The organism is Aeromonas sp. ASNIH5 (assembly GCF_002902865.1).
Taxonomy (GTDB): Bacteria; Pseudomonadota; Gammaproteobacteria; order Enterobacterales; family Aeromonadaceae; genus Aeromonas; species Aeromonas caviae.
The window spans coordinates 4,534,456-4,559,904 of the sequence record NZ_CP026122.1 but is presented as its reverse complement, the minus strand read 5'-3'; the positions used below and the strand labels follow the sequence as shown (position 1 = coordinate 4,559,904).

Here is a 25,449-nt window from a genome sequence, read left to right as displayed (position 1 = left end):
CTGAACCGATGAAAGCGGCGCCTGCGGGCGCCGTTTTTTTTTATCTCTCCCCCTGCTGCCCCTCTTGCGCCGGTGCTAGAATCCACGCGGATTTTACCCTGGTGGAAAATCCCCCGAACATCGCATAATCACCCGGACGCTTTATGCTCTCAACACGCTTCAAAAGAGCCTCGGCCACCCTGCTGCCGCTGCTCTGTTTACTCATCACCTTCTGGACCCCGAGCACCCTGGCGCAGGATCTGCCCCAGCGCGCCACCGTGCAGCGGGCGCTCGACGCCCTCGGCAAATCGGACACCCCCACGGCCAGCCAGCAGGCGGACCAGAAGTTCCTGACTGACACCCTCTCCCTCCTCGACAGCATCGACAAGGAGAAGAGCAAGGCCAAAACCCAGAGCGAACGCCTGCGCACCCTGCCGGCAGAGCTCAAGGAGATCGGCGCCAAGCTCGACGCCCTGACCCAGGGCAAGAGCCCGGAGCAGCTCAAGAGCGAATACGCCACCATGAGCCTGGCGGAGCTCGATGCCCGCCAACCCGAGATCATGGCCAACATGCAGGCGGCCCAGGAGGCCCTTGGCACCATCGGCAGCCAGATCACCAACCTGCAGACCCTGCCGGAGCGGGCCCAGGCCAGCATGAGCCGCGCCTATCAGCGCAGCCAGGAGATCCGCACCCGCCTCAACGCCGGGGACGGGGTGAGCAGCGCCGAGAAGATGAAGCTTAATGCCGAGCTGGCCCTGCTGGATCTGCAACTGGCCAACCTGCAAAAGGAGCTGGACAACCGCACCAGCATGCAGGATCTGGTGGTCAAGCAACGGGACTACCAGAGTGCCCGTCTCGCCAGTGAAGAGCAGAAACTGCAGGCATTGCAGGAGCAGAGCAGCGCCAAGCGCCTGGGGGACACCGAGAAGACCGCCGAAGAGACCGGCGAACTGGTGGCCGCCGAGGACAACCCCCTGGTGCAAAAAGAGCAGGAGCTCAACTACCAGCTCAGCCAGCAACTCATCAGCTCCACCAACAGCCTCAACACCCTGGCCCAGAAGAACCTGCAGGCGAAGAGCATGCTGGAGCGCGGCACCCAGACCGAGCGCAACCTCAATGAACAGGTGCAGATGCTCAAGGGCAACCTGCTGCTCTCGCGCATCCTCTATCAGCTCTACCAGCAACTGGAAGCGGCCCCCTCCACCCTGGTGAAGAACCTGGAGGAGCAGATCGCCGACCTGCACCTGGCCCAGTTCGAACTGAGCCAGCAGCGTGACCAGCTGTTCCAGAAGAACCAGTATCTGGACAACCTCATCGCCAGCAGCGGCGAGACGGTGAGCGACGAAGACAGGGCCAGCCTTGCCAAGCTCATCGACACCCGCATCGGCCTGCTGGATCAGCTCAACCGCCAGATGGATGCCCAGCTCACCAACGCCATCAGCCTGCAACTGACCCAGCAGCAGCTGACCCGGGTCTATGCCTCCATCGAGTTCACCCTGCAGCAGCACATCTTCTGGGTGAGCAGCAACAAGCCCATCGATGCCAAGTGGTTCATCACCTGGCCGGCCCAGGCCTTCAAGCAGGCCTCCGACTGGGTGCTGAAACCGGACTGGAGCGGCTGGGGCGACATGCTACTGGCGGTCTCCCTGCTCTCCCTGCCGCTGCTGCTGGTGGGTGGCCTGCTGCTGTGGAAGCGCGGCACCCTGCTCGAGCGCCAGAAGAAGATCGTCAAGGATCTGGGACGTTTTCGTCAGGACAGCCAGTGGCACACCCCCCGTGCGCTGCTGTTCACCGTGCTGCAACGCCTGCCGGGCACCCTCTTCATCCTGGCCGCCGGCCTGCTGCTCGCCTATTGCGGTCTGCTGAGCCCGAGACTCATCTTCCAGATCACCCTGAACCTGGCCCTCGGCTACCTGGTGTTCAGCGTCTACCTGTCGGTGATGCGACCGGGGGGCATCGGCGAGACCCACTTCCGCATGCCGCGGGACGAGCTGCAGGCCAAGCGCAACAGCATGCGCTACCTCTGGCTGCCCCTGCTGCCCCTCATCATGCTGTCGACCAAGGCGGTGGTGGAGCCCTCCTCCCTTGGCAACGACGTCATCGGCCAGGGCATGACCATGCTGCTGCTGGGGCTGACCGCCTACCTGGTGCTGCCCATCTCCCGCGCCCGCATCAAGGGCGAGGCGAGCATGTTGCAGACCCTGACCGCCGTCGCCCTGGCGCTGGCGCCGGTGGCCCTGATGGTGCTGGCAGCCCTTGGCTACTACTACACGGCCCTGAAACTCACCGGCAGGCTCATCGAGTCCTTCTACCTCATCATCATCTGGGGTCTGGTCTATCGCACCGCCCTGCGTGGTCTTGAGCTAGCGGCCCGTCGTCTGGCCTATCGCCGCGCGGTCGCCAAGCGGGAACACAAGACCCAGGAGGATGCGGAAGGGGGCGAAGCCATCGAAGAGCAGCCCATGGATCTGGAAGAGGTCAGCCAGCAGTCCCTGCGTCTGACCCGCATCATGCTGCTGCTGGTGTTCGGCGTCGCCTTCTACTGGCTCTGGTCTGATCTGGTGGCGGTCTTCACCTACCTCGACAGCGTGGTGCTGTGGCACAAGAGCGAGGGGACCGGAGCCAACGCCGTGCTCTATCCCATCAGCCTGAGCGACGTGCTGACCGGCCTGTTCGTGTTTGGTGCGGCTCTGTCGCTGGCCCGCAACCTGCCGGGCCTGCTGGAGGTGCTGGTGCTCTCCAAGCTGCGCCTCGCCCAGGGCACGGCCTACGCCTTCACCACCATGCTCAACTACGCCCTGATCGGGGTGGGCAGCCTGACGGCGCTGGCCATGCTGGGGGTCCAGTGGGAGAAGCTGCAGTGGCTGGCCGCCGGTCTCTCGGTCGGTATCGGTTTCGGCATGCAGCAGATCGTCTCCAACTTCATCTCGGGCATCATCATCCTGTTCGAGCGCCCGGTGCGGATCGGCGACACCGTCACCATCGGCACCATCTCGGGCACGGTCAACAAGATCAGGATCCGCTCCACCACCCTCACCGACTTCGACCGCAAGGAGGTGATCATCCCGAACCAGCAGCTGATGATAGAGCGGCTCATCAACTGGTCCCTGTCCGACACCGTCACCCGGGTCATCGCACGGGTCGGGGTGGCCTATGGCTCGGATCTGGATCTGACCCGCAAGCTGTTGATGCAGGCCGCCATGGAGAACAGCCGGGTGCTGAAAGACCCGGCCCCCATCGTCTACTTCCTCACCTTCGGGCCCAGCACCCTGGATCACGAGCTGCGCTTCTTCGTGAGCGAGCTGGGGGATCGCAACCCGGCCATCGACGAGCTGAACCGCCGCATCGACGTGCTGTTCCGCGAGCATGGCATCGAGATCGCGTTCAACCAGATGGACGTCTACATCAAGAACATGCAGGGAGACGAACAGAAGGTGGAATCCCGCCCGGCGCTGCCGCCGGCAGGGAACCAGCCCGTCTGATCCCGCCCACTTCACAGGCCCCGTCACGGGGCCTGTTTTTTTCTGCCCGCCCCCCGCCTTGGAAAGCGCAGATCGCCCCCAATATAGGGAAGACAACGGACTGTCTGCACGAGGAACCCAATGGACTCTCTCTACGCCGTGGTGCTCTTTGCCATCTCGGCATCGGTCACCCCCGGCCCCAACAACATCATGGTGATGAGCGCCGGCGCCAGCGTCGGGATACGCAAGAGCCTGCCCCTGCTCATGGGGATCTGCGTCGGCTTTACCCTGATGCTGTTGCTGGTGGGGCTGGGCTTTGGCCAGCTCTTTACCCGCTTCCCCGAACTCCACATGTTCATCAAGTGCGCGGGCACCCTCTATCTGCTCTATCTTGCCTGGCTCATCGCCCGCCCGACGGACGGGATGGCTGACAGCAACGGGACCCACCCGTTCGGCTTTTTCAAGGGTGCCCTGTTCCAGTGGGTCAATGCCAAGGCCTGGGTGGTCGCCACCGGCGCCATCGCCGCCTTCACCAGCGCGGGGAGCGACCCCTTTGAGCAGCACCTCGTCATCGCCCTGACCTTCTTCATCGTCTCTTTCCCCTGCGTCGGACTCTGGCTCCTGTGCGGTTCCCTGCTCAAGCGCTGGCTGGCAAACGATCTTGCCCGTCGCCGCTTCAACCAGGTGATGGCGGCCCTGCTGGTACTGTCAGTGGTGCCCGTCATTCGCGAGATCCTGATCCCCGCCTGAGACGCCGGGACTCCCCTTTCCCTTGACCCGACGGATGGCCGTCGCAAAGGAGATGCAATGCAACAAGTGGTCTATGTGGCCAACCCGGTGAGCGGGTTGATCCATGTGTTTCGCCTCGAAGCAGGCACCCTCGCCCCGCTGCAGGAAGTGCAGACCGGCGGCGAGGTGCAGCCCCTGGTCATCAGCCCCGACCGGCGCTGGCTCCATGCGGGGGTGCGCCCCGATTTTCGGGTGCTGAGTTTCCCCATCGCCGCCGATGGGCGGCTCGGGGCCCCGACCTCGGCGCCGCTGCTCGGCAGCGCCTCCCACACCTGCACGGACGACAGCGGCCGCCTCTTCTTTGCCGCCTCCTACGCCTTCAACCACGTCACCGTCTCCCGCCAGGATCAGGCGGGCCGGATGCAGCCCCCTCACCAGCGTCTCGACCACCTGATGGCGGCCCACTCGGTCACCTGGCTTGCGGGGCAAAACGGGGAGCAGGAGCTGCTGGTGGCCTGCCTGAAGGAGGACAGGGTGCGCCGCTATGCCCTGGTGGACGAGAAGCTGGTTCCCCATCCCTTGGGGGACATTCACACCGCCCCCGGCGCCGGGCCCCGCCATCTGGCCCTGCACCCGGACAACGGCGATCTCTATTGCCTCAACGAACTCGATGCCACCCTCAATCGCTACCACAGGGAGGCGGACGGACAGATAGTGGCGCGCGAGAGCCTGGACATGCTGCCCCCAGGCTATGAGGGGGAGCGCTGGGGCGCCGACCTGCACCTGACCCCGGATGGACGTTTTCTCTACACCAGCGAACGGGCCAGCAGCCTGCTCACCCTGTTCGGCGTCTCCCCCCAAGATGGCGCCCTCACCCCCCTCGGCCACTTCCCGACCGAGGCCTGTCCCCGGGGCTTTGCCATCGACCACAGCGGCCACTGGCTCATCGCGACCGGGCAGCAATCCCATGAGGTGGCACTGCATGCCATCGACCCCGAAAGCGGCCAGCTCACCCCGAGCCCACGGAGCGAGGTGGGCAAGGGGGCCATGTGGGTGAGGGTGCTCGCCCTCCCCTGAGATGGCGAAAAACGGGCATAAAAAGAGCCATGGCACTGCCATGGCCTGCGTGAGCCGGCCCCCTCAGGAGCCGGTCACCTCCTTCAGGAAACCGGTGAAACGCTGCCAGGACTTGGCATCGGCATCGGCGCGGTAGTTGTCCGAGCCAAAGACGCTGAACGCGTGGGGGGCACCGCTGTAGCTGGTCGCCTCGTGCTTCACCCCGGCGCTCTCCAGCTCGGCCACCAGCGCCGCAAATTGACCCAGAGAGACCGCCTCGTCGGCGCTGCCGTGCTGGACAAGCAACTGTCCCTTCACCTCTTTGTAGTCCTGCCCGGCCGGGGTCTCCAGCCCGCCGTGTACGCTCACCACCCCCTTGAGATCCGCCCCGCTGCGGGCCAGCTCCAGTACGGCGGCGCCGCCGAAGCAGTAACCGAGGGCCACCGCATTGTCGAGCCGCCCCCCCTGCCTGCCCGCCTCCGCCAATCCCCCTTGCAGCAGGGTGCGCATCCTGGTCCTGTCCTGATAGAGGGCCCCGGTGAGGCGCTTCTTGTCTTCCACCGTGCTCGGCCTGACCCCGGCACCGAACAAATCTACGGCAAAGACACTGTAGCCCAGGGCCACCAGCATCTCGGCCCGCTTGATCTCGTAACCGTTGAGCCCGTCCCAGTCGTGCACCAGCACCACCAGAGGGGCCTGCTTGTCGGCACCCGCCAGGTAATAGCCCTCGAACGGCTTGCCTTCGACCTCGTAGCGCACCGCACCGGCCTCGGCCGCACCGCTCCCCATCAGCCCCAGCAGGGCCAGGATCCATGCCCTCTTCATCCTTTCGTCCTCTCCCGTCAATGGTGCCCCTGAGTGTAGCCGCTTCACATGGGAGCCCGGGTTCAGTGGTAGGCAGGCAAAAAAAGAGAGGCCACCCGAAGGTGGCCTCTTTTTCATCATCTCAACGTACAGCAAGCCAGGCGCTTAATCCTTGGCGCTCTCCATGGCACCCGTTTCAGAGTGCTGGGGCAGGATGAGGTTCAGCAGGATGGCCGCCACCGAGGCCAGCCCCACACCCGCCAGGGCGAAGTCACCGATCTTCATCTCCAGGGCACCGACACCCACGGTCAGGGTCACCGCCACGATGGCGATGTTGCGGGACAGCCCCAGATCCACCTTGGACTCCACCAGGGTCTTGAGACCGATGGCGGCGATGGATCCGAACAGCAGCAGCATGATGCCGCCCATCACCGGCATGGGGATGGAGGTGAGCAGGGCGTTGAACTTCCCGAAGAAGGCCAGAATGATGGCGAACACCGCCGCCCAGGTCATGGTGACCGGGTTGAAGTTGCGGGTGATCATCACGGCACCGGTCACTTCCGCATAGGTGGTGACGGGGGGACCACCGATGAAACCGGCGAAGCAGACGCCGATGCCGTCACCGGCCAGGGTGCGGTGCAGGCCCGGATCCTTGGTGTAGTCCTTGCCGGTCACCCCGCCGATGGCCAGCACGCCGCCGATGTGCTCGATGCAGGGGGCGATGGCCACCGGCAGCATGAAGAGGGCCGCGGCCCAGTTGATCTCCGGGGTTTCGAAGTGGGGCAGCGCCAGCCAGGGGGCGTTGACCATGCCGTCGAAACTCACCTGGCCCATCAGCACGGCAGAGACATAACCGGCGATGACACCGCACAGGATGGGGATGAGCTTGATCCAGCCCTTGCAGAACACGGCGGCAATCAGGGTGACCGCCAGCGAGATCCCCGCCAAAGTCAGCGCCGTGGTGGCAGGCACAACCTGCTCACCGCCGGCACGGCCCATGGCCATGTTGCAGGCTACCTGAGCCACCGACAGGCCGATCACCATGATGACGGGACCGATGACCACGGGGGGCAGCAGCTTGTGCACGAAGCCCATGCCACGAGCGCGGATGATGGCCGCCAGGATGAAATACATGAAGCCCGCGGCAAACAGACCGAACATGGTGGAGGGCAGGCCCCAGGTCTGGGTGGCATAGATGATGGGGGCGATGAAGGCGAAGCTGGAGCCGAGGAAGATCGGCACCTGACGACGGGTGCAGAGCTGGAACAGCAGGGTGCCTACACCGGCGCCAAGCAGGGCCATGGAGGGGTTCAGACCGGTGAGCAGGGGCACCAGCACCATGGCACCGAAGGCGACAAACAGAATTTGCAGCCCGGCGACGCTTTGCTTGACCAAGGAAAACATGGGTATCCTTAATTTTTTGATAACTGACAGGGATATTTGACACTTTTCAGTCATCACAAGACGTTTTCAAGGCAGCCAACGGACCAAATGGCGTCATTTGTTGCCTTTCACTGCTTGGGGAGGGCATGAAACTGGCTTTTTAGGCGGGATTCGCTGCTACAAGCATCGAGGATGCGATTTTACGCACTTTTATGGCCAACGCCAATCGTTTTTCCGGCGAGTTGACATGACAAGGCTTTCAACTGGTCGACGCAGATATCGCCCCAACCCCCTCTCTATACTCGAAGGCGTGACCCCACACCGACAAGGAGTTCCCCATGTCACTGCCCTCGTTCAAACCCAGCCAGCGCCGGCTGCTGCTGGGCTCGGCCATCGCCCTGGCCCTGTTCGCCACCCCGCTGAGCTATGACTTCGACCACCACCAGTGGCAGGTAAACCAGGCCCATGCCAAATCCTGTTTCATTGCCGGTACCCGCATCCTGATGGCCGATGGCTGCGAACGCCCCATCGAGACCCTGCGGGTCGGCGATCGGGTGCGGGACAGGCACGGGCAGAGCAACCGAATCCAGGCCATCGAGCGGGTGGCGCTGGGGGCGCGCAGGCTCTACGGGCTCAATCATCTGCCCCCCTTCTTTACCGCCGAGCACCCCTTCCTCACCACCCGGGGCTGGGCGGCCATCGCACCGGCCATGACCCGCACCGAAAACCCGGCCCTCGCCGTGCTGCCGCTCTTTACCGGCATGCACCTGCTGGGTTGGTCAGAGAGGGGCAGCGCGGGCAACCTGGCGCTGGCGCCGCACCCTGTCGAACTGCCGGTGGCCTCCCTCTCCTGGGTTGATGCCCCGCCCGCCACGGCGCTGTTCAACCTGATCCTCGATGGCAGCCACAGCTATGTGGCCAATGGGCTGATCGTGCACAACAAAGGGGGGGATGGCGGCGGCAACAGTGGTAGCGGAGGCGGCAACAGCGGCGGCGGAGGCAGCAACAGCAGCGGCGGAGGCAGCAACAGCAGCGGTGGGGGCAATAGTAGCCACAGTGGAAACAATAGCGGAAATGGAGGCGATAGTAGCCATAACGGAAACAATGGCGGGGACGACAGCGGCCACGGCGGCGATGACCGTGGTCAGGGCGAACATGCCGGTGGCGACCAGCACGCTGGCGGCGATCGCCACGGCGGTGGCGACAAGCATGCAGGCGGGGAGCGTCATGCCGGTGGCCGGGTGGACGGCAACGGTGTGGACGCCGTCGACGCCAATGGCAACAAGCTTCGAGGCGATGGCAGCGTGGACGACAACGGTGTGGACGCCGTCGACGCCAATGGCAACAAGCTTCGGGGCGATGGCAGCGTGGATGACAACGGTGTGGATGCCGTCGATGCCAATGGCAACAAGCTTAGAGGGGACGGCAGCGTGGATGACAACGGCGTGGACGCCGTCGATGCCAGTGGCAACAAGCTTCGAGGCGATGGCAGCGTGGACGACAACGGTGTGGACGCCGTCGATGCCAGTGACAACAAGCTTCGGGGCGACGGCAGCGTCGATGACCGCCTGGTGCCCCCGCCCGCTCAATAGGTGGCAGCGTCCTGCCCCGCACACACAGCAGGGCGGAAAACAGAGAGGGTGGCCTGGGCCACCTTCTCTTTTTCTATGGCATCGTCATGCCCGCGACACATGCGGGCAGGTCGCACCTCAGACCCGGCGATAGGGCAGGTAGACCGGCTCCCACATATGGCTCAGGATGTGCTCTTGCAGATCCTGACCGATGAGCGGATGGGAGGGATCCCGGCGCACGATATCCTTGAGCACCGCGGTCGCCACGTGCACCGAGATGTTGCGCAGCTCGCTGATCCTCGGGTAGACGGTGCCCCGGGCGAGATCCGCCTCGCTCACGCACTCCGCCAGCGCAAAGGCGGCGGTGGTGAAGATGTCCGGGCTTATCTCGCGGATCTGGCTGACGATGGCCGCCAGCCCCACCCCGGGGAAGATGAAGACGTTGTTGCCCTGACCGATGCGATAATCCTGCCCCTCATGGTGCACGTCCTTGAACGGGCTGCCGGTGGCGACGATGGCGCGCCCCTGGCTCCAGCGGAAGATGTCTTCCGGCAGGGCCTCGCAGTTGGCGGTGGGGTTGGAGAGGGGGAACACCATGGGGCGATCGCAGTGGGTCAGCATCAGCTGGATGTGCTCCTCCTGGAAGGCGCCACCGGCGCCGCTGGTGCCGAGCAGCACTGTGATGGGCACGTGGCGCAGCACCTCGGTCAGCCCCGCCTTGCCCTGCAGATCCCACTGGGCCAGCAAGAGGCCCGGCTTGGCGTAGCGGCGCTTGTACTCATCCAGCCCCTCGCGGTTGTCACACACCAGCCCCTGGGTATCCAGGATGTAGATGCGATCCCGCGCCGCCTGCGGATCCAGCCCCTCGCGGATCATCCCCGCGCAGATCTGATCCGCCACCCCGACCCCGCCAGCCCCGGCCCCGTAGACCAGGTAGTGCTGCTGGCCCAGGGTTTCCCCCTTGGATTTGACAGCCCCAATGATACCCGCCAGCACCACGGCCCCGGTGCCCTGGATGTCGTCATTGAACGACGGCAGCGCCTGCTGGTAGCGGGCCAGGTTGTTGAAGGCGTTGGACTTGCTGAAGTCCTCCCACTGCAGCACGGCGTTGGGGAAGTGGCGCTTGACCCCGGCCACGAACTTGTCGATGAAGTCGTCGTACTCCTTGCCGCGAATGCGCCTGTGGGGCTGCCCCAGGTACATGGGGTCATCCAGCAGCGCCTGGTTGTCGGTGCCCACGTCCAGCGCGATGGGCAGGCAGCAGGCGGGGTGGATGCCCGCCCCCAGGGTATAGAGGGCGAGCTTGCCGATGGGAATGCCCATACCCCCCACCCCCTGATCGCCGATGCCGAGGATCCCCTGGCTGTCGGTCACGACGATGATGCGCACCGCCTTGGCATCCATGTGGCGGGCGAGAGAGCCCATGTCCTCGACGTTCTTCGGGGTGATGTAGAGGCCGCGCGGCTTCTGGAAGCGGTGGCTGAACTCCTGGCACGCCTTGCCCACGGTCGGGGTGTAGATGTAGGGAGTCATCTCCTCCACGTGGCGGGACAGGAGGGCGTAGAACAGGGTTTCGTTGCGATCCTGCAAGGCTCGCAGGTTCTGGTACTTCTCGATGTCGCTGCAGGCGCTCAGGAAGGCCTCATAAACCCGCTCCAGCTGGGCTTCGAAAGTCTGCACCTGGGGCGGCAAGAGGCCGCCCAGCTCAAAATCGGCCCGCTCCTGTTCGGTGAAGGCGGTGCCCTTGTTGAGGTTGCGATCGTTGAGCAGATTGGTGCCCGTCAGCGCAACGGGGCGAAAATCGTGACCCTGTGCATCTTTCCACAGCAGATATTGTCCGGTAGCCATAGTCATTCTCTTTGATTTACATGAAGTTGCCATCAGGCAGGAGAGCAAGGCTCAGAATGCTGGGGATCATATGACGTTTGCCGATCCGGTTTTGTGAGCTTGGACAAACCCTGCGGCCAAAGGCGCCTTTGCCGGGGCAGCCGAAGGTTGCTCACGCGCCCGCCTTGGCGCAAGATCCCGACACGCCCCTGTGGGCATCCCTTTGCGAGCAACGGAGCACCATGACCCTTTCCTCTTCCCCCGCTTTTCTCGTCAGCGGCGTCATCCTCGCGGGCGGTCGCGCCACCCGCATGGGGGGCGATGACAAGGGCTGGGTGCCCCTCGCGGGCACTCCCCTGATCCAGCACGTGCTGACCCGCCTGCGCCCCCAGGTGGACGAGGTGCTGATCAACGCCAACCGCAGCCAGGCTCGCTACCGGCAGCTTGCCCCCGTCATCGGGGACGCGCAGGCCGACTTCCAGGGGCCGCTGGCCGGCATGCTGGCGGGGCTGACGGCGGCCCGTCACGACTGGGTGCTGTTCGTTCCCTGTGACGGCCCCGCCCTGCCCCTTGATCTGATGACCCGCTTTCGCGCCGCCATCACCCCGGACACCGATCTGGTGGTGGCCCACGACGGGGAGCACCTCCAGCCCGTGGTCGCCCTGCTGCATCGCACCCTGCGCCCCTCCCTGCAACAGGCGCTGGCGGACGGGGAGCGCAAGACCGGGGCCTGGTTTGCCCGCCACCGGATGGCGGTGGTGCCCTTTGCCGATCTGCCCGACGCCTTCGTCAACCTCAACAGCCCGGCCGAACTCGCCGCCTGGGAGGCGAGGCTGCGGGAAGGGGGCGCGCCATGAGCCCCCTGCCCCTGCTCGGCTTCGTCGCCTGGAGCGGCACCGGCAAGACCACCCTGCTGGAGCGCCTCATCCCGCGCCTGGTGGCGCGCGGTCTGCGCCTCGGGGTGCTCAAGCACACCCATCACGCCTTTGACATGGACCAACCCGGCAAGGACAGCCACCGCCTGCGCCAGGCGGGCGCCACCCAGGTGATGGCGGCCTCCGACCGGCGCCACGCTCTGATCCGGGAGACCCCGGAGGGGGAGCCCCCCTTCGAGACGCTGCTGGCCCGCTTCGATACGAGCGCCCTGGATCTGCTGTTGGTCGAGGGGTTCAAGCACAGGCGCTTTCCCAAGGTGGAGCTGTATCGCGCCGCCATCGGCCGGCCCCTGCTCTTCCCCGATGATCCTGACATCGTCGCCCTCGTGAGCGACGCCCCCCAGGCCACGACCCTGCCCCGGTTCCCCTTCGAGGATCTGGAGGCCATCGCCGACTTCATCTGCGCCCGGTTGCCCCCGCACGAACCCCGTCAGGCCCCACCGCCCCTTCGCCTCTGCGCCCGGCTGCTGGCGGCCCTGCCCCCATCGGCAGAGCAGGGCGTTGTGCCCGGCTTGCTCAGTCAGGACGAGGCGGGCACCCTGCTGGTGCGCCCGGTGGATGGGGGCCACGACAGTGCCAACTGCCACATCGAACGGGCGCCGGGTAGCGCGGCCCTTCCCCCCGGCGAGCGGGTCATGGTGCGCCTGCCGACAGGTGCGCCCGTATGAACCGGAGAAACGACGCAGGTCAAGGCGAATGCCGTCCCCCTTGCTATCCTCACAACCCTGACCCGAGATAAGAGAACGCCCTTGCGCCTCAATGCCCCGCTCTCCCGCTTCGATCTGCTCATCTATGGCCGCTACCGCCTGGTCCACGGCCTGCGCATCGCCCTGGCCTTCACCCTCACCTTCCTGCTGACCCGGGAGCTCAAGCTGCCGGAGAGCACCTGGCCCCTCATCACCCTGGTGGTGGTGATGGGCCCCATCTCGTTCTGGGGCAACGTGCTGTCGCGCGCCCTGCAACGGGTGGTGGGCACCGTCTTTGGTGCCGCCTGCGGGGTGGTGGCCCTCTATCTGGAGCTCTACTCCCTGCCTCTCATGCTGGCCTGGTGCTGCGCCATCATGTTCCTGTGCGGCTACCTGGCGCTCGGCAAGCGCCCCTATGTGGGGCTGCTCATCGGCATCACCCTGGGGGTCATCGTCGGCGGGGTACCCGGGGACATCGAGACCGCGCTCTGGCGCAGCGGCGACGTCATCCTGGGGTCGGTCCTAGCCCTGCTGTTTTGCAGCATCTACCCCCAGCGGGCCTATACCCACTGGCGTCTGCAGATGCACGACACCCTGCAGCAGGCCGGGCGGCTCTACCACACCCACCTCTCCCCCAACGTGCTGGAGCGCCCCAAGCTCACCCGAAGCCATGCCCGCCTGCTCGCCAAAATAGTCAGCCTGCGCCCCCTGCTGGCCCCGGCGGTCAAGGAGACCCGCCTTGGCAGCCCGCTGTTCGAGGCGACCCAGACCACCCTTCGCAACAGCGTCTGCACCCTGGAGATGCTGGCCAACACCTACTGGCGGGATCGCCAGAGCCACTTCCTGATGCAGAGCCACCCGGGGCTTCGCGCCTGCCAGCAGGCGACGGAGTCAGTGCTCACCGAACTCGCCCTCATGCTCAAGAGCGGCGATACCACGGCGGCCGACCAGGCCATCGGCCGCCTGCAAGAGGCCGCCGCCAGGCTCGATGGGGACGCAAGCCAGGCGCCAGGCCAGGGACACGACCCCACCCTTGGCGGCTACCTCTGGCTCAATCTCCATCTCATCGAGCAGCTCGCCCACCTCCATCGCCTGCTGGGGCTGGTGCTGCAACCCTATGCCAAGCCCTCGGCCCGCCCCTGATCGCGCCGCCTGCAACCGCCCACAAAAAAGCCCCGCCGATGCGGGGCTTGTTTGTCTCGGGCTCGCGCCTTAGCTTGCACGAGCCAGGGGCTGCTCCGGAGTGAGGTAGAGGGAGAAGTCCTCTATCCCCGCCTTCAGGGCGGCAAAGCAGTCGGGGTCGATGGCCGTGCCCAGGTTTTCCGCCATCATCTCCAGGGCCCGCGGTACCGGGATGGCATCCCGATAGGGGCGCTTGGCGGTGATGGCATCGAAGATGTCGGCGGTGGTGATGATGCGCGTCTCCAGGGTGATCGCCTCCCCCTTGAGCCCCTTGGGGTAGCCCTTGCCGTCGAGTCGCTCATGGTGGGCGCCAGCCACCAGGGCCAGCTCCTCGAAGGCGCCGATGCGGCTCAGGATCTCCTCGGTGTAGGCGGCATGCATCTGCACCGCCGCCCACTCCTGCTCGTCAAGCTTGCCCGGCTTGTCGAGGATGGCGTTGCTCACCCCGAGCTTGCCCACATCGTGGAGCAGGGCACCCCGCTTGAGCCAGCGTCGCCGCGCCTCGGACATCCCCATCTGGGCGGCGAGGATGTCGGTATAGAGCGCCACCCTGCCGCTGTGCCCCGCGGTATAGGGGCTCTTGGAGTCCACCACCTGGCCGAAGGCCGCCGCTATCTCGTCCAGATAATCCTCATCCAGCGCCACCTCCCCCTGCCCCGCCGGGTGGGCGAAGACCCGCTCCGCCAACGCGGGATCCGCCAGCCCCTGCCAGAAGGCCTCGTCTGCCAGCGCCTCGAAGGCCCTGACCAGGGCGGGATCAAACCAGTTGCCGCTGCGCTCGCGCAGCTCCCTCATCGCCGCGTCCGGTCCGGCGGCGGCGTGAAACACGTCCACCACCTGACAGAGCAGGGCGATGCGGGAGAAGAGCGGGATGGCCTCTCCCGCCAGTTGTTGCGGCCGCCCTTTGCCGCTCCAGTGCTCATCCAGGGAGAGGATCCCCTGGGCCACCTCGTCGCTGAAACGCAACTGGCGGGCGATGTCCGCCCCCCGGTGGCAGCGGGTCAGGATCAGCTCGTTGGCTATCTGATCCCCGTTGCGAAAGATGTGGAACAGGCTGCGGAAACGGCCCAGCAGATCCGCCTGCAAGCCGGTGTGGCCCAGCACGAAGTTGACCACCTCGGAGAGGGAGCCATCCACCAGCTTGAAGTCGCGCTTGAAGTGAAGATCGTCGGTGAGATAGAGCTCGCAGATGCGGGCGGCATTGCTGCTGCACCCCAGATCCTTGAGCAACAGGGTGTAGTAGAGGTCGTGGCGCTGCCGGGCATCCAGTCCCAGTTGCTCCCCCAGACGAGAGCCTATCCAGCAACAGCGGATGCAATGGCCTCTCGGCTGCCCTTCCGTCATGTCCAGGGCATGGCTGAGAGAACCAATCAGCTCTGCCAAACGCAACCCGTTTACCGTCATAGCCCACTCCCTCTACATCGGGGCGTACTTGCCCGCAGGCATGTATAGCATTTGTTGGGAGTAAAGGATCAGGGGCGCGACAAATTATACCTGCACCGCTCCCCGACTTGCCGCCGCATCGCGCTGCTCGCGGCTCAGGGTCGAGACCAGTCTGTCGTCCAGATAGAGATCCAGTCGCTCCCCGCGCATCTCTCCCCGCATCAGGCTGCGCTGACCATCGATGTAGTGGATCTCCATCTGGGCGGTGCGCTCGTCCGGGTAGCTCACCTGTACCTCGCGCACCCCTTGGGGCAGCAGGGCCAGCGGCACCTGGTTGAGGGCAGGATCCAGGTGCTGGTTCACCTTGATGATCGCATCGCTCTTCTGATCCACCAGGGCGGGCGCCTTGCCGGTGATGGGGTTCTTGCCGGACCAGAATTCGATGGTGTTGAACACGAAGAGATCCGCCGTGGCCGCCAGGCCATAGACGGGGGAGAGCAGCACGAAGACGCCGGCACGGCCGTAGCGGTTGTCCACCACGCTGAGGTTGCCCTTGGTCACCATGGAAGAGAGGCCCATCTGACCCATGCAACCACCGAGCCCCAGGCTCGCCCCCATTCCCAGCAGCAGGGCCAGTGCCCTGCCTCTCTGTCGTACTGCCATTGTTGTCTACCTGCTCAATAAAAAGGAGGCGGCAGCCTAAACAAGGGGGCCGGGCGGCACAATGACGAAGGGGGGCGTCATACAGCCAGGGTTCAGCCTGGCCGTCCGATCGCTCACTCTGTTGGCAATCTTGCGGTCAGCCCCTCAGATGGAGAGGGCCGACACCGTCTGGGAGACCCTGTCCGCCTCCTGGTGGATCTCGCTCATCAGCTTGTCCACGCCGGCGATCTGCTGCTTGCCGAGTTCGGCGCTGCCCGCCACCCCGGCCATGTCGTCGGTCACCCTGGCGGTCAGCTCGCGGTTCTTCTGCACCACCTTGGCGATCTCGTCGGTAGAGAGCGACGTGCGGGCGGCCAGCTGGCGCACCTCGTCCGCCACCACCGCAAACCCGCGCCCCTGCTCCCCCGCCCGCGCCGCCTCGATGGCGGCGTTCAGGGCCAGCAGATTGGTCTGATCGGCGATGGCGCTGATGGTCGAGACGATGGCCTCGATGCTTCTGGACTGCTCGTTGAGCTGGCCGATGAGGGCGATGGCCTCATCCACCTGGGAGGCGATGAGGGAAGAGGTCTGCACCACGGCGCGCAGCAGGCCCGCCCCCTCCTCTGCGCGGTGCAGGGTCTCCTGAGCGGTGCTGTGGGCCAGGCGGGCCGCCTCCCGGGTGGCGTGGTTCTGCTCGATGCGCGCGGTGATGTCGCTGGCGAACTTCACCACCCGCACCACCTTGCCGCTGCCATCCCGGATGGGGTTGTAGGTCGCCTCCAGCCAGACGGCCTGCCCCCGGCTGTCGTGGCGCATGAAGAGGCCGGATTTGAACTGGCCCCGGGCCAGCTCCTCCCAGAAACGGGGCTGCTCGCGCAGGAAGGTTTCGTCACAGAAGATCCTGTGGTGCCTGCCCGCGATCTCCCCCAGGGTGTAACCCATGACGCTCAGGAAGTTGGCATTGGCATGGATAATGTCGCCGTTCGGGGTGAACTCGATCATGGCCCGGGAGCGGTCCAGCGCCTCGGTCAGCGCCTCGAGCCGCCCAAGCCGCTGGTGCTGTTCGGTGACGTCGCTGGCAATCTTGAGTACCCGGGTCACCCGGCCCTGGTGCTTCACCGGGAAATAGGTCGCCTCCAGCCAGCGCGTCTCCCCCTGCCGGTTCACGCGCTCGAAGGTGCCTGACTGCACCTCCCCCTGGGCCAGGCGGCGCCAGAACTGGCGATAGTCACCGGACTCCCCCCAGGCCCTTGGACAGAACTGGCTGTGGGGCTGCCCAATCAGTTCGGCGGCACCATATCCCATCAGGGCCAGGAAAGGGGGGCTCGCCTCCTGGATGATCCCCTCCGGGCTGAAGATGACGGTGGCGGCGCCCGCCTTGATCGCCTCTATGATGCCCTGCTCCTCGTCGAGCCGGGTCTGGCATGCCTGCAACTGCGCTTTGAGCTTCTGATTGAACATGACACTTCTTCCTCGTTGACCATCCCCATGGGCACCACGGCCTCACCCACAGAGGGTATCGGCACCGCCAGCGCCGACATAAGTGGTCGGACGACTGAAACGAATGGGGCGCGCAGTGTATAGAAAAGCGGCGATGCCGCCAAGGGCTCCCAATACGCAGCCCTTGTGAAAGAGGATCAATCCGGTGCAGAAAAAGAGGAGGCTAACGGGCAGGTACGCACTCGAGGCAGGCGGGATTGCCGGCAAAGCCGAACCGTTCGTAGATAGCGCGCCCATCAGTGCTGGCATGGAGCCACAGCTTGCCCAGTTGCTGCTCGCGGGCATACGCCACCATGGCCACCAGCAGGGCGTTCGCCATTCCCCGTCTGCGCCAGGCCGGCCGGGTGTAGATGTTGAGCAGGTACCCTTCCCGCCCCGCCAGATTGCCCGGGTAGGGCGGGCGCACGAAGAGTGCCAGGGTGGCGCACGCCACCACCTCGCCCTCCTCCTCCACCACCCAGCTACGGGCGCTGCCCTCTTCCTGCGCCTGAATGAAGTAGGCCTGCGTCGCCTCCCTGAGAACCGGATCCTCATCGGGCCGGGCAAGTTCCCCCACCTCACAAAAGAGCGCCATGCGCAGTGTCGTCAGGGCGGGAATATCGGCCGCCAGGGCCTCGCGAACCTTCATCTCTTCTCCTTTGCATTCCTGTCCCGCCCCGTCAGTCAGGCAGGGCTCGTGTGCGGCCACCTTACGCCGGAGGCGAGCGACGGGCAAGGCGCCAGCTGTCGAGCCCCAGGGGGCCCGCCCCCCACACGGCCAGGGTCAGCAGCATCCAGCCCCACAACTGGTGATCGTGAAAGCCTCCCGCCCAGAGGGCCGGGTAGGAGATGACCGCCATGGCGTTGAAGCCAAACAGCAGCAAGGCGACCGGACGGGTGAAGAGGCCCGCCAGCAGGAAGAGGGGCAGCAACAGCTCGGTCGCCGTGCCCGCATAGGCCGCCCACTGCCAGGGCAGCAGGGGCACCTGATATTCGAACTCGAACAGATAGAGGGTGCTGTCCCAGGCCGTTAACTTGAGCCAGCCGGATCGCAGAAAAATGGTGGCGACCCAGAGCCTGGCAAGCAGCAACAGGCCACCGCTGCACCAGGGCAAGATGCGTTCAACAAGGGGGCCAAGGGGCCTGGCAAGGGTTTGCGTTGTCATGGGGCAAGCTCCAGATCGACCAGCAGGTCGAGGGTGATGAGGGGGGCCAGGTGTTCGGCCATGGCGGGATCCTGAGCCAGCAGGCTGGCCAACGGCCTGCCCTGCAGGCAGCCTTGCAGCAGACGCCAGGCGGCGGCATCCAGGGGAATGGGGTCGACCCGGTGTCCGGGGCGTTTCTTGAGTGCCAGGGAGCAGACTGCATCCAGCTCCCTGACCGTCTCACCGCCGTGCAGGGCCATCTGCCAGAGCGCCAGCACCGGATGGGGGCTCTCCAGGAGTTGCAGATCGCAGGCAGGATGCAGCACCAGCCGCTCCCAGTGCTCAGGGGTCATGGCGGCAAGCCGCTCGGCAGGCCAGCGCCGCGTCTCTGGCGCAAGCAGCGAGACCCGCTCCAGCCCCCACTCGAAGCGGGCCAGATCCCCGAGCCAGGGCAACGCGGCCGTGGTGGGCAAGCGTACCAGCCAGTCGCCAAAGCCCTCCCCGTAGTCCATGACGCTCCCCTCCTCCAGAGGTGCCGCCAGCACGAACCCTCGTGCCGCCGCCTCAAAGAAGGTCTCGCCAACCATGGCGCGTACCGCGGGGTAGCTGCTGGCGAGCACCTCGGTGAGGCCGAGGATGAAGTTGTTGCGATATATCTGCAACAGGGCGTCGGGGGCAAAGCGTCCCGGCTGGATGTGCCCGAGGATGGCATCATCCTGGCCGAGCAGACCGCTCGCAAAAGCGCGTTGCAGGGAAGCAAGCTCAGACATGGGCGGCCTCCCCGAGCAGACCGCTCACAAAAGTACCTTGCGGGGAAACAAGCTCAGACATAAGTGGCCTCCCCGAGCAGACCGCTCACAAAAGTACCTTGCGGGGAAACAAGCTCAGACATAAGTGGCCTCCCCGAGCAGACCGCTCGCAAAAGTACCTTGCGGGGAAACACGCTCAGACATGGGCGGCCTCCCTGGATGGTTGCTGTGCCGGCTCAGGATCTCGCTGGCACGCTGCGCCTCTCCCAGCAGCACCGGCAGCGGGGGGATCGCCAGATCCCATTCAATCAGGGTGGGGATGGCGCGCTGCTGGCAGACCTGCTCGTAGAGCGCCCAGACGGGCTCGGCCACGGGGGAGCTGTGGGTGTCGATATAGAGGGGCCCCTGGGGCAGGTGCTTCTCGGTAAAACCGGCCAGGTGAATTTCGCCGACCGTGTCGAGGTCGATAGTCGCCAGATAGTCGTCCACCTCCAGGCCGTGATTGACCGCGCTCACATGGAGGTTGTTGAGATCGAGCAGGACGCCGCAGCCGCTGCGCCCAGCCAGCTCGGCCAGAAACTCGGCCTCCCCCATCTCCCCCGCCAGTTGCAGGTAGGAGGAGGGATTCTCGACAAGCAGTTGTCTGCCCAGTGTCTGCTGCACCCGATCTATCTTGTCGCTCATGTGCAAAAGAGCGGCCCGGGTGTAGGGCATGGGAAGCAGATCGTTGAAATAGCGCCCGCCGATGCTGCCCCAGCTCAGGTGCTCCGACACCCGCACCGGCGAGATGGCCGCCACCAGGGCTGCCAGCTGGCGCAGGTGCCCGGCATCGAGCGGATCGGCGGAGCCCAGCGACATGCCGACTCCGTGAAGGCTCACGGGGTAGTGCCTCGCAAGCTCCGCCAGCACCTCGAAGCCCTGGCTGTGGCGCTCGAAGTAGTTTTCGCTGTGTACCTCAAGCCAGCCCACTCCGGGCAGGGTGTGGCGGATCTCGTCGTAGTGCGGGGTGCGTAAACCGATACCGATCAAGGGGTTCATGGCAGGGCTCTCAATAGATAGGGCCATGATGTGGCGGGCGCCACACCATGGCATGCGGCTTACTTGGGTTGCAGGGACCCGCCAGCGAGCTTCTCGCACAGCCCCTTGGGCACCACCACGAAGGCATCCCCCTGGGCATCCATCTTGGCGGTGCCGGCGCAGGATCCGCCCTTGGTGGCGCAGTCGTTCTTGCCCGCCTTGACCACGCCGTAGCACTTCTCCTTGTCATCCGCAGCCATGGCCGGCGCGGCGATGAACTGGGCACCCAGGGCCAGCAGACCCGTCATGGCAGAGGCGATGGCAGTACTTTTTTTCACGTTCATGTCTCTATTCCTTGTTGTCGAGAGTGATGTCTCCGGCGCATCTCATCCGGCTACGTTCAATAGAACCGGACGAGGGGGGAAAAGATTTCCCAAAAAACGGCATTAACTTGCTATTAACAAACAAGGCGGCGGTAACCATATGATTTAATGGAATAAATTACGATAAAAAAAACAGGGCGACGAGTGCCTCCCCCACGGTGTTCATGGCCATTGACCCCGTCACTCGCCATCCACCCCTTGTCTGCTTTGCACCCGAGGGGCCTATAGTGTCTTGAGTCCTTCCACCCAAAGGTGTCCCATGAATGCTCCCCGTCCCCCCAGATGCACCCTGTCGCTGCCCATCTTCATCCCGGGTCTGCTCTTCATCCTGGCGCTGCTGGCCATCTGCTCCCTGGCCCCGGAGGCCGCCGCCCGCTTCTTTGGCGGCGGCCAGAGCTGGATAGCCCAGCACTTCAGCTGGTTCTATGTGCTGGTGGTCGGCATGTTCCTGATCCTGCTGCTGGTGATCGCCTTCAGCCACTTTGGCAACATTCGCCTCGGGCCGGACGATGCCCGCCCGGAGTTCAGCTTCACCTCCTGGCTCGCCATGCTGTTCGCCGCCGGCATGGGGATAGGGCTCATGTATTTCGGGGTGGGCGAGCCCATGAGTCACTTCGTCTCCCCGCCCCAGGCGACGCCCCTGACCCAGGTGGCCGCCCGCGAGGCCATGGTCACCACCTTCTTCCACTGGGGCTTTCACGCCTGGGCCATCTACGCCATCGTCGGCCTGGTGCTGGCCTACTTCGGCTTTCGCTACAACCTGCCCCTGACCATCCGCTCCGGCCTCTATCCCATCTTCAAGGAGAAGATCCACGGGCCGCTCGGCCACGCGGTGGATGTCTTCGCCCTGGTGGGCACCATCTTCGGCATCGCCACCACCCTGGGCTATGGCGTGATGCAACTCTCGGCGGGGATCACCCGCCTCACCGGCATGGACACCTCGGGGGAGCTGTTTCGCTTCGGCCTCATCGGGGTCGTTATCACCCTCGCCGGCATCTCGGCGGTCACCGGTCTCGACAAGGGAGTGAAGCGCCTCTCCGAGCTCAACCTCTTTCTCGCCATCGTGCTCCTGCTGTTCGTGCTGATAGCCGGCCCCACCCAGTACCTGCTGGGAGCCCTCTCGGAGAACATTGGCAACTATGTCTCCTCTTTAAGCCAGCTCACCTTCCGCACCTTCACCTATAGCGAGACCCGCCAGGCGGGCTGGTTCGGCAACTGGACCCTGCTCTACTGGGCCTGGTGGATCTCCTGGTCCCCCTTCGTCGGCCTCTTCATCGCCCGCATCTCCCGCGGACGCACCCTGCGCGAATTCATCCTCGGCGTCCTGTTCGTGCCCACCGCCTTCAACCTGCTCTGGATGACGGTGTTCGGCAACGCCGCCATCTGGGCCAGCCAGCATGAGGGGGGAACAAGCCTCATCGACTCGGTCGGCAACATCGACACCCTGCTGTTCAACTTCTTTGACCTCTTGCCGGGAGCGGACATCACCTCGGCCCTCGCGGTGATCCTCATCAGCGTCTTCTTCGTCACCTCCGCCGACTCGGGCGCCTTCGTCATCGACAACATCGCTACCCAGGGAAAGGAGGGCTCACCGATCTGGCAGCGCCTGTTCTGGGCTCTGCTGCTCGGGGTCACCGCGGGTACCCTGATGAGCACAGGGGGGCTGGCGGCACTCCAGTCCATGACCCTCATCGCCGCCCTGCCGTTTGCCTTCATCATGGTGCTGCTCTGCCTCGGACTCTGCCGCGGCCTTGTCGCGGACAAGGAGCACTCGGCCAGGCGCCTCTCCCCCGCCACTGACTTCTGGAACGGCAGCAGTGGCGCACCCGGATGGATCACCTGCTGCGCCCCTCCACCGAGCAGGAGGCCCGCGCCTTTATGGACAAGGTCGCCCTGCCCGCCCTGACGGCCCTGAGTCAGGAGTTTGCTGCCCGGGGCATCACCAGCCGGGTCGAAGAGGATGGGCCGGATCAGTGCCATCTGCTGGTACCCCAGCAAGGTCGCCGGGACTTCTGCTACGGGGTGCGCATCGAAGCCCGCCCCGCCCCCGCCTTCAACCCCCTGGAGGCGGCCCACAACCACGATCCCGAGGCCCGCATCTTCGAGCCCATCACCTATTTTGCCGATGGCCGCGCCGGTTACGACATCCAGTACCTGACCCGGGACGAGCTGAGTGCCGACGTCTTGCGCCAGTACGAGCGCTATCTGGTGCTGAGCCAGGACGAGGGACAGGATCTGCTGAGCAGCGCCCCCGAACATACCCAGCCAACCCAGGGAGAGTGATGACCAGGCAAGTCAGCTCCCAGCCCGGAGCTTATGGCCGGGCACACTGGCGGCGAGGGCGGCCCCCACCACCCATCACAACAGAGAAAGGGGCCCCAGGGCCCCTTTCTCGTCACTGCCTCAACCAGCGTTGATTTCAGAGCCTCAACCGGCTCAGGCGGTTTTCACGCACTTCTGGATAAAGCTGTTCTTGGCCGCCCCGGCGAGCTTCTTGTCCGCCGCCGCCTTCTCGCACTGGGTCGCCTTGTCGGCGGCCCCGTCCGTCTTCACGCACTTTTGAACGAAGCTGTTCTTGGCCGCACCGGCCAGCTTCTTGTCGGCGGCCGCTTTCTCGCACTGGCTTGCCTTGGCACTGGCGGAGGCATCCTTGACGCACTTGCCCACAAAGCTGGTCTTGGCGGCGCCCGCCAGCTTCTTCACCGCCGCCTGGGCCTCGCACTCTTGCTGCGTGCCAGAGGTCGCGCTCCGGGCTACCCCCATTCCCATGCCCATGACCGTCACACACAGACTCAACACCATCAGGATCCGCTTCATATGCCACACTCCCATCGTTCTATCCATTGTGATTGGCCCCCACTCACGCGGGCCAAACGAGGCACCCTCGCCTCGCTGCACTATAGTCCCCCCTCCCCGTGACAACAAAATACCCCTTCCTCTTCGACAACCCCCTTCCAGCCCCTCCCTCCGGCCACCCGGCGCCTTCACTTCAATTGTTGAGCTGGCGCAAAAATCCAGCGCTTCCTTGCGGTTGCGTCAACTTTTGACTGGTTTGCGTATGAGGCTTGAGGATATGCTGGCCATTCGGCGCCTACAGCACCATCCGGGCCCCGCCCGCTGGTCGATGGAGCATATTGGAAGCTGTAATCCAGGGGCGGTAGCGTGGGATAGACGATAGACAGATATCTTAACAGGCAAATTAAATTGTCGCGAATAAATAGCTGTCAAATAAAAGTCACCTTCTTGGCAATTTTTTATACCTTACTTCGTTCAGCGCTGATCTACTAGGGTTAAAAAACTATATATACAACCCCATACCATTAAAGACCTTTTCAAGGAAAAATAAATGTTAATTTATGTCAATCAGTTTAATCTGATAGGTGATAATGCAACAAATAGAGCATTTAATACCATTGCGGGATGGTTAAAGGAAAAAACTGGAAAGATATTTAGCATTGAGCAACTTAAAAGCAGTGATGAATTCAAGCTAGAGCGTTCGACTGTCAGGACTTATGCTGCCACTCAATTTGAACCATATATGCACTCAGTCATGTTGACACACCCAGATGACCAAGTTAGTGGAAGGCAATGGGTAACTGAAATAGGTGTTAAAGAATGCAAAACATTTACTCAGATATCAATTCTATTAGAAACGAGCGATATTAGCACTCAGGTCATCGAAATACCGATGACAACAAGACCTAAGCTTGTTACATACTTAAGCAAAAATGCAGAACTTGATCGTGACACTATTGGCAAGCAATTAAAAAGTTATAGCAACACAACTGACAGCCTTATTTCACTAAGTTCTGAAATTGAGCGAGAAGATAGAAGTCACCCCATAATAATAATAAGCAATGGGACTAATAAAAAACCTCTAATAAATCCATTAAAGCTACAGGAGCAATTATTTGGATTGGCTCAAGTTGTTTCTACTACAGAAGAAATTGATAGCTGGGAAATGGAAAGAGTTCTAACTCGGCGTTACTCTGCTTGGGGTGGGGCAATAAATATAATCTATCCATCACAAGGCCGTGGATTCTGTTATAACAGATTATTGCTTTCCTCCACGATTGATGAATGGAAAGCTAATCATATAAATGTTAACGCCCAAATCTTATCAATAATCACTCATACTACAAACGGATTTAGGAAAAAGCAACATTTCAGTCCAACTGATGTAAGAGCGAAAAGACAGAAAGATCAGCGAATTTTCTTAAAAAAGAAATTTAGTGAACTTCAAGATGACCAGGGGTTTAAACAACTAGCTGAAGATGCATTTTCACAATTAGATGAGCATGAGGCAATAATTGATAGATTAAAGTCCGATTTTAATGAAGAGCTAACAAAATGGATAAGCGAGTTGTCTGATGAGCAGAACAAAACTGAAAGACTTACAGCAGAAAACAGAGCAAAACAACATCAGATAGAAACTTTAAAGTATCAACTTAGCCAAAGTGGAAATAAAGTCGCGCAGAGTGAAACTTTTTTCTCCCCAACAGAAATTACTGATATCCTTGTTGATGGGCTAACCCCAAAGACTTCTCTCCTCCTCATTTCAAAGTTATTTCCAAACAGAGTTTTAATTTTAGAAGACGCATATCATTCAACAACAAAATCATTGTCATTCAAAAACTCAAGTAAATTACTTGGCCTTCTAGGTAGATTGGTGACAGAATATTTAGACTTGGTTTTATCTGAAGGGGACGTTAAAGCAAGATCTTTATTTGGCGCCGCATATTCAGCTAGTGAATCAGAAACTGTAGAGAGAACAGACAAATACGCATCTCAGCGAACATTTGATTATGATGGCGCTAAAGTCGCAATGTTTAGACATTTAAAAATTGGTAATTCAAGAAACCCTGATGAAACTATTCGTGTATATTTCCACATTGACAACACCAAGAAAATAATTGTTATTGGATATTGTGGCCCACATTTAGATGTTGTATCGACATAATAAATTCTCGCCCTCACACTTCGGAAAACAAGAAATATGAAATCTGGGACACCCACCTTTTTGACGGATGGCAGGTCC

21 protein-coding genes and 1 pseudogene are annotated in these 25,449 nt (G+C 63.0%); 10 read left to right on the top strand and 12 right to left on the bottom strand.

Features of this window, described 5'->3' with window-relative positions:
• Positions 1–143: 143 nt before the first annotated feature.
• The 3 genes from mscK to pgl all read left to right on the top strand — a co-directional run bounded on the left by mscK (position 144) and on the right by pgl (position 5,246).
• Positions 144–3,461 (top strand): mechanosensitive channel MscK, encoded by a 3,318-nt coding sequence (gene mscK, locus C2U30_RS21510; RefSeq protein ID WP_053288265.1) that lies wholly within the window; start codon positions 144–146, stop codon positions 3,459–3,461.
• 120 nt (positions 3,462–3,581) lie between these two features.
• Entirely contained in the window at positions 3,582–4,190 is a 609-nt protein-coding gene (locus C2U30_RS21505; RefSeq protein WP_053288264.1) for a LysE family translocator, read from the top strand.
• A 57-nt stretch (positions 4,191–4,247) separates the two neighbouring features.
• Complete coding sequence (gene pgl / locus C2U30_RS21500; protein ID WP_053288263.1) at positions 4,248–5,246, top strand: 6-phosphogluconolactonase; 999 nt, start codon at positions 4,248–4,250, stop codon at positions 5,244–5,246.
• 63 nt (positions 5,247–5,309) lie between these two features.
• Here the strand turns inward: pgl and C2U30_RS21495 are convergent, their stop codons facing one another.
• A complete protein-coding gene (locus C2U30_RS21495) occupies positions 5,310–6,050 on the bottom strand; it encodes a dienelactone hydrolase family protein (RefSeq protein WP_103244507.1) in 741 nt (246 codons plus the stop codon).
• Positions 6,051–6,194: 144 nt separating this feature from the next.
• A complete protein-coding gene (locus tag C2U30_RS21490; protein WP_041213272.1) occupies positions 6,195–7,433 on the bottom strand; it encodes a uracil-xanthine permease family protein in 1,239 nt (412 codons plus the stop codon).
• Positions 7,434–7,750: 317 nt separating this feature from the next.
• On the opposite strand from C2U30_RS21490, the gene C2U30_RS21485 reads away from it, so the two are divergent.
• Entirely contained in the window at positions 7,751–9,004 is a 1,254-nt protein-coding gene (locus C2U30_RS21485) for a Hint domain-containing protein (protein ID WP_233721011.1), read from the top strand.
• Between the two features lie 117 nt (positions 9,005–9,121).
• Here the strand turns inward: C2U30_RS21485 and C2U30_RS21480 are convergent, their stop codons facing one another.
• Positions 9,122–10,831, bottom strand: coding sequence for an NAD-dependent malic enzyme (locus C2U30_RS21480; protein ID WP_103244506.1), 1,710 nt, complete (start codon positions 10,829–10,831; stop codon positions 9,122–9,124).
• A 221-nt stretch (positions 10,832–11,052) separates the two neighbouring features.
• Between C2U30_RS21480 and mobA the strand changes: the two genes are divergently transcribed.
• The 3 genes from mobA to C2U30_RS21465 all read left to right on the top strand — a co-directional run bounded on the left by mobA (position 11,053) and on the right by C2U30_RS21465 (position 13,574).
• A complete protein-coding gene (gene mobA, locus C2U30_RS21475) occupies positions 11,053–11,667 on the top strand; it encodes a molybdenum cofactor guanylyltransferase MobA (RefSeq protein WP_103244505.1) in 615 nt (204 codons plus the stop codon).
• The gene (gene mobB / locus C2U30_RS23205; protein ID WP_103244504.1) at positions 11,664–12,413 is read left to right on the top strand and encodes a molybdopterin-guanine dinucleotide biosynthesis protein B; all 750 of its coding nucleotides are present in this window, start codon (positions 11,664–11,666) and stop codon (positions 12,411–12,413) included. Before mobA ends, mobB begins: the two co-directional genes overlap by 4 nt.
• 81 nt (positions 12,414–12,494) lie before the next feature.
• A complete protein-coding gene (locus C2U30_RS21465) occupies positions 12,495–13,574 on the top strand; it encodes an FUSC family protein (RefSeq protein ID WP_045523960.1) in 1,080 nt (359 codons plus the stop codon).
• Between the two features lie 69 nt (positions 13,575–13,643).
• On the opposite strand, the gene C2U30_RS21460 is transcribed toward C2U30_RS21465, so the two are convergent.
• From C2U30_RS21460 to C2U30_RS21425, 8 genes and pseudogenes are all read right to left on the bottom strand, one after another.
• Positions 13,644–15,017, bottom strand: a complete 1,374-nt coding sequence (locus tag C2U30_RS21460; RefSeq protein ID WP_103244503.1) for an HD-GYP domain-containing protein — start codon at positions 15,015–15,017, stop codon at positions 13,644–13,646.
• Positions 15,018–15,101: 84 nt separating this feature from the next.
• On the bottom strand, positions 15,102–15,659 hold the full coding sequence (locus C2U30_RS21455; protein ID WP_103244502.1) for a DUF3332 domain-containing protein: 558 nt from the start codon (positions 15,657–15,659) through the stop codon (positions 15,102–15,104).
• 144 nt (positions 15,660–15,803) lie between these two features.
• Complete coding sequence (locus tag C2U30_RS21450; protein WP_103244501.1) at positions 15,804–17,099, bottom strand: methyl-accepting chemotaxis protein; 1,296 nt, start codon at positions 17,097–17,099, stop codon at positions 15,804–15,806.
• 202 nt (positions 17,100–17,301) lie between these two features.
• Positions 17,302–17,766, bottom strand: a complete 465-nt coding sequence (locus C2U30_RS21445) for a GNAT family N-acetyltransferase (protein ID WP_103244500.1) — start codon at positions 17,764–17,766, stop codon at positions 17,302–17,304.
• Positions 17,767–17,827: 61 nt separating this feature from the next.
• A complete protein-coding gene (locus tag C2U30_RS21440) occupies positions 17,828–18,283 on the bottom strand; it encodes a DoxX family protein (RefSeq protein ID WP_041213281.1) in 456 nt (151 codons plus the stop codon).
• Positions 18,280–19,032, bottom strand: coding sequence for an HvfC/BufC N-terminal domain-containing protein (locus tag C2U30_RS21435; RefSeq protein ID WP_103244499.1), 753 nt, complete (start codon positions 19,030–19,032; stop codon positions 18,280–18,282). Before C2U30_RS21435 ends, C2U30_RS21440 begins: the two co-directional genes overlap by 4 nt.
• 175 nt (positions 19,033–19,207) lie before the next feature.
• Positions 19,208–20,049 (bottom strand): annotated as a pseudogene (gene bufB, locus C2U30_RS21430) (MNIO family bufferin maturase).
• 59 nt (positions 20,050–20,108) lie between these two features.
• Positions 20,109–20,372: a BufA1 family periplasmic bufferin-type metallophore gene (locus C2U30_RS21425; RefSeq protein ID WP_010673595.1), complete on the bottom strand. Its 264-nt coding sequence runs from the start codon at positions 20,370–20,372 to the stop codon at positions 20,109–20,111.
• 298 nt (positions 20,373–20,670) lie between these two features.
• Between C2U30_RS21425 and C2U30_RS21420 the strand changes: the two genes are divergently transcribed.
• Entirely contained in the window at positions 20,671–22,317 is a 1,647-nt protein-coding gene (locus tag C2U30_RS21420) for a BCCT family transporter (protein ID WP_233721009.1), read from the top strand.
• Positions 22,242–22,694 carry a hypothetical protein gene (locus C2U30_RS23005; RefSeq protein ID WP_233721007.1) on the top strand — a complete coding sequence of 151 codons (453 nt, stop codon included), beginning with the start codon at positions 22,242–22,244 and terminating at the stop codon, positions 22,692–22,694. Before C2U30_RS21420 ends, C2U30_RS23005 begins: the two co-directional genes overlap by 76 nt.
• 153 nt (positions 22,695–22,847) lie before the next feature.
• Here C2U30_RS23005 and C2U30_RS21415 read toward each other — a convergent pair whose 3' ends face one another.
• A complete protein-coding gene (locus C2U30_RS21415; RefSeq protein WP_406568354.1) occupies positions 22,848–23,186 on the bottom strand; it encodes a hypothetical protein in 339 nt (112 codons plus the stop codon).
• A gap of 571 nt (positions 23,187–23,757) precedes the next feature.
• On the opposite strand from C2U30_RS21415, the gene C2U30_RS22720 reads away from it, so the two are divergent.
• Positions 23,758–25,371, top strand: coding sequence for a hypothetical protein (locus C2U30_RS22720; protein WP_158654936.1), 1,614 nt, complete (start codon positions 23,758–23,760; stop codon positions 25,369–25,371).
• The last annotated feature ends 78 nt before the right edge of the window (positions 25,372–25,449 follow it).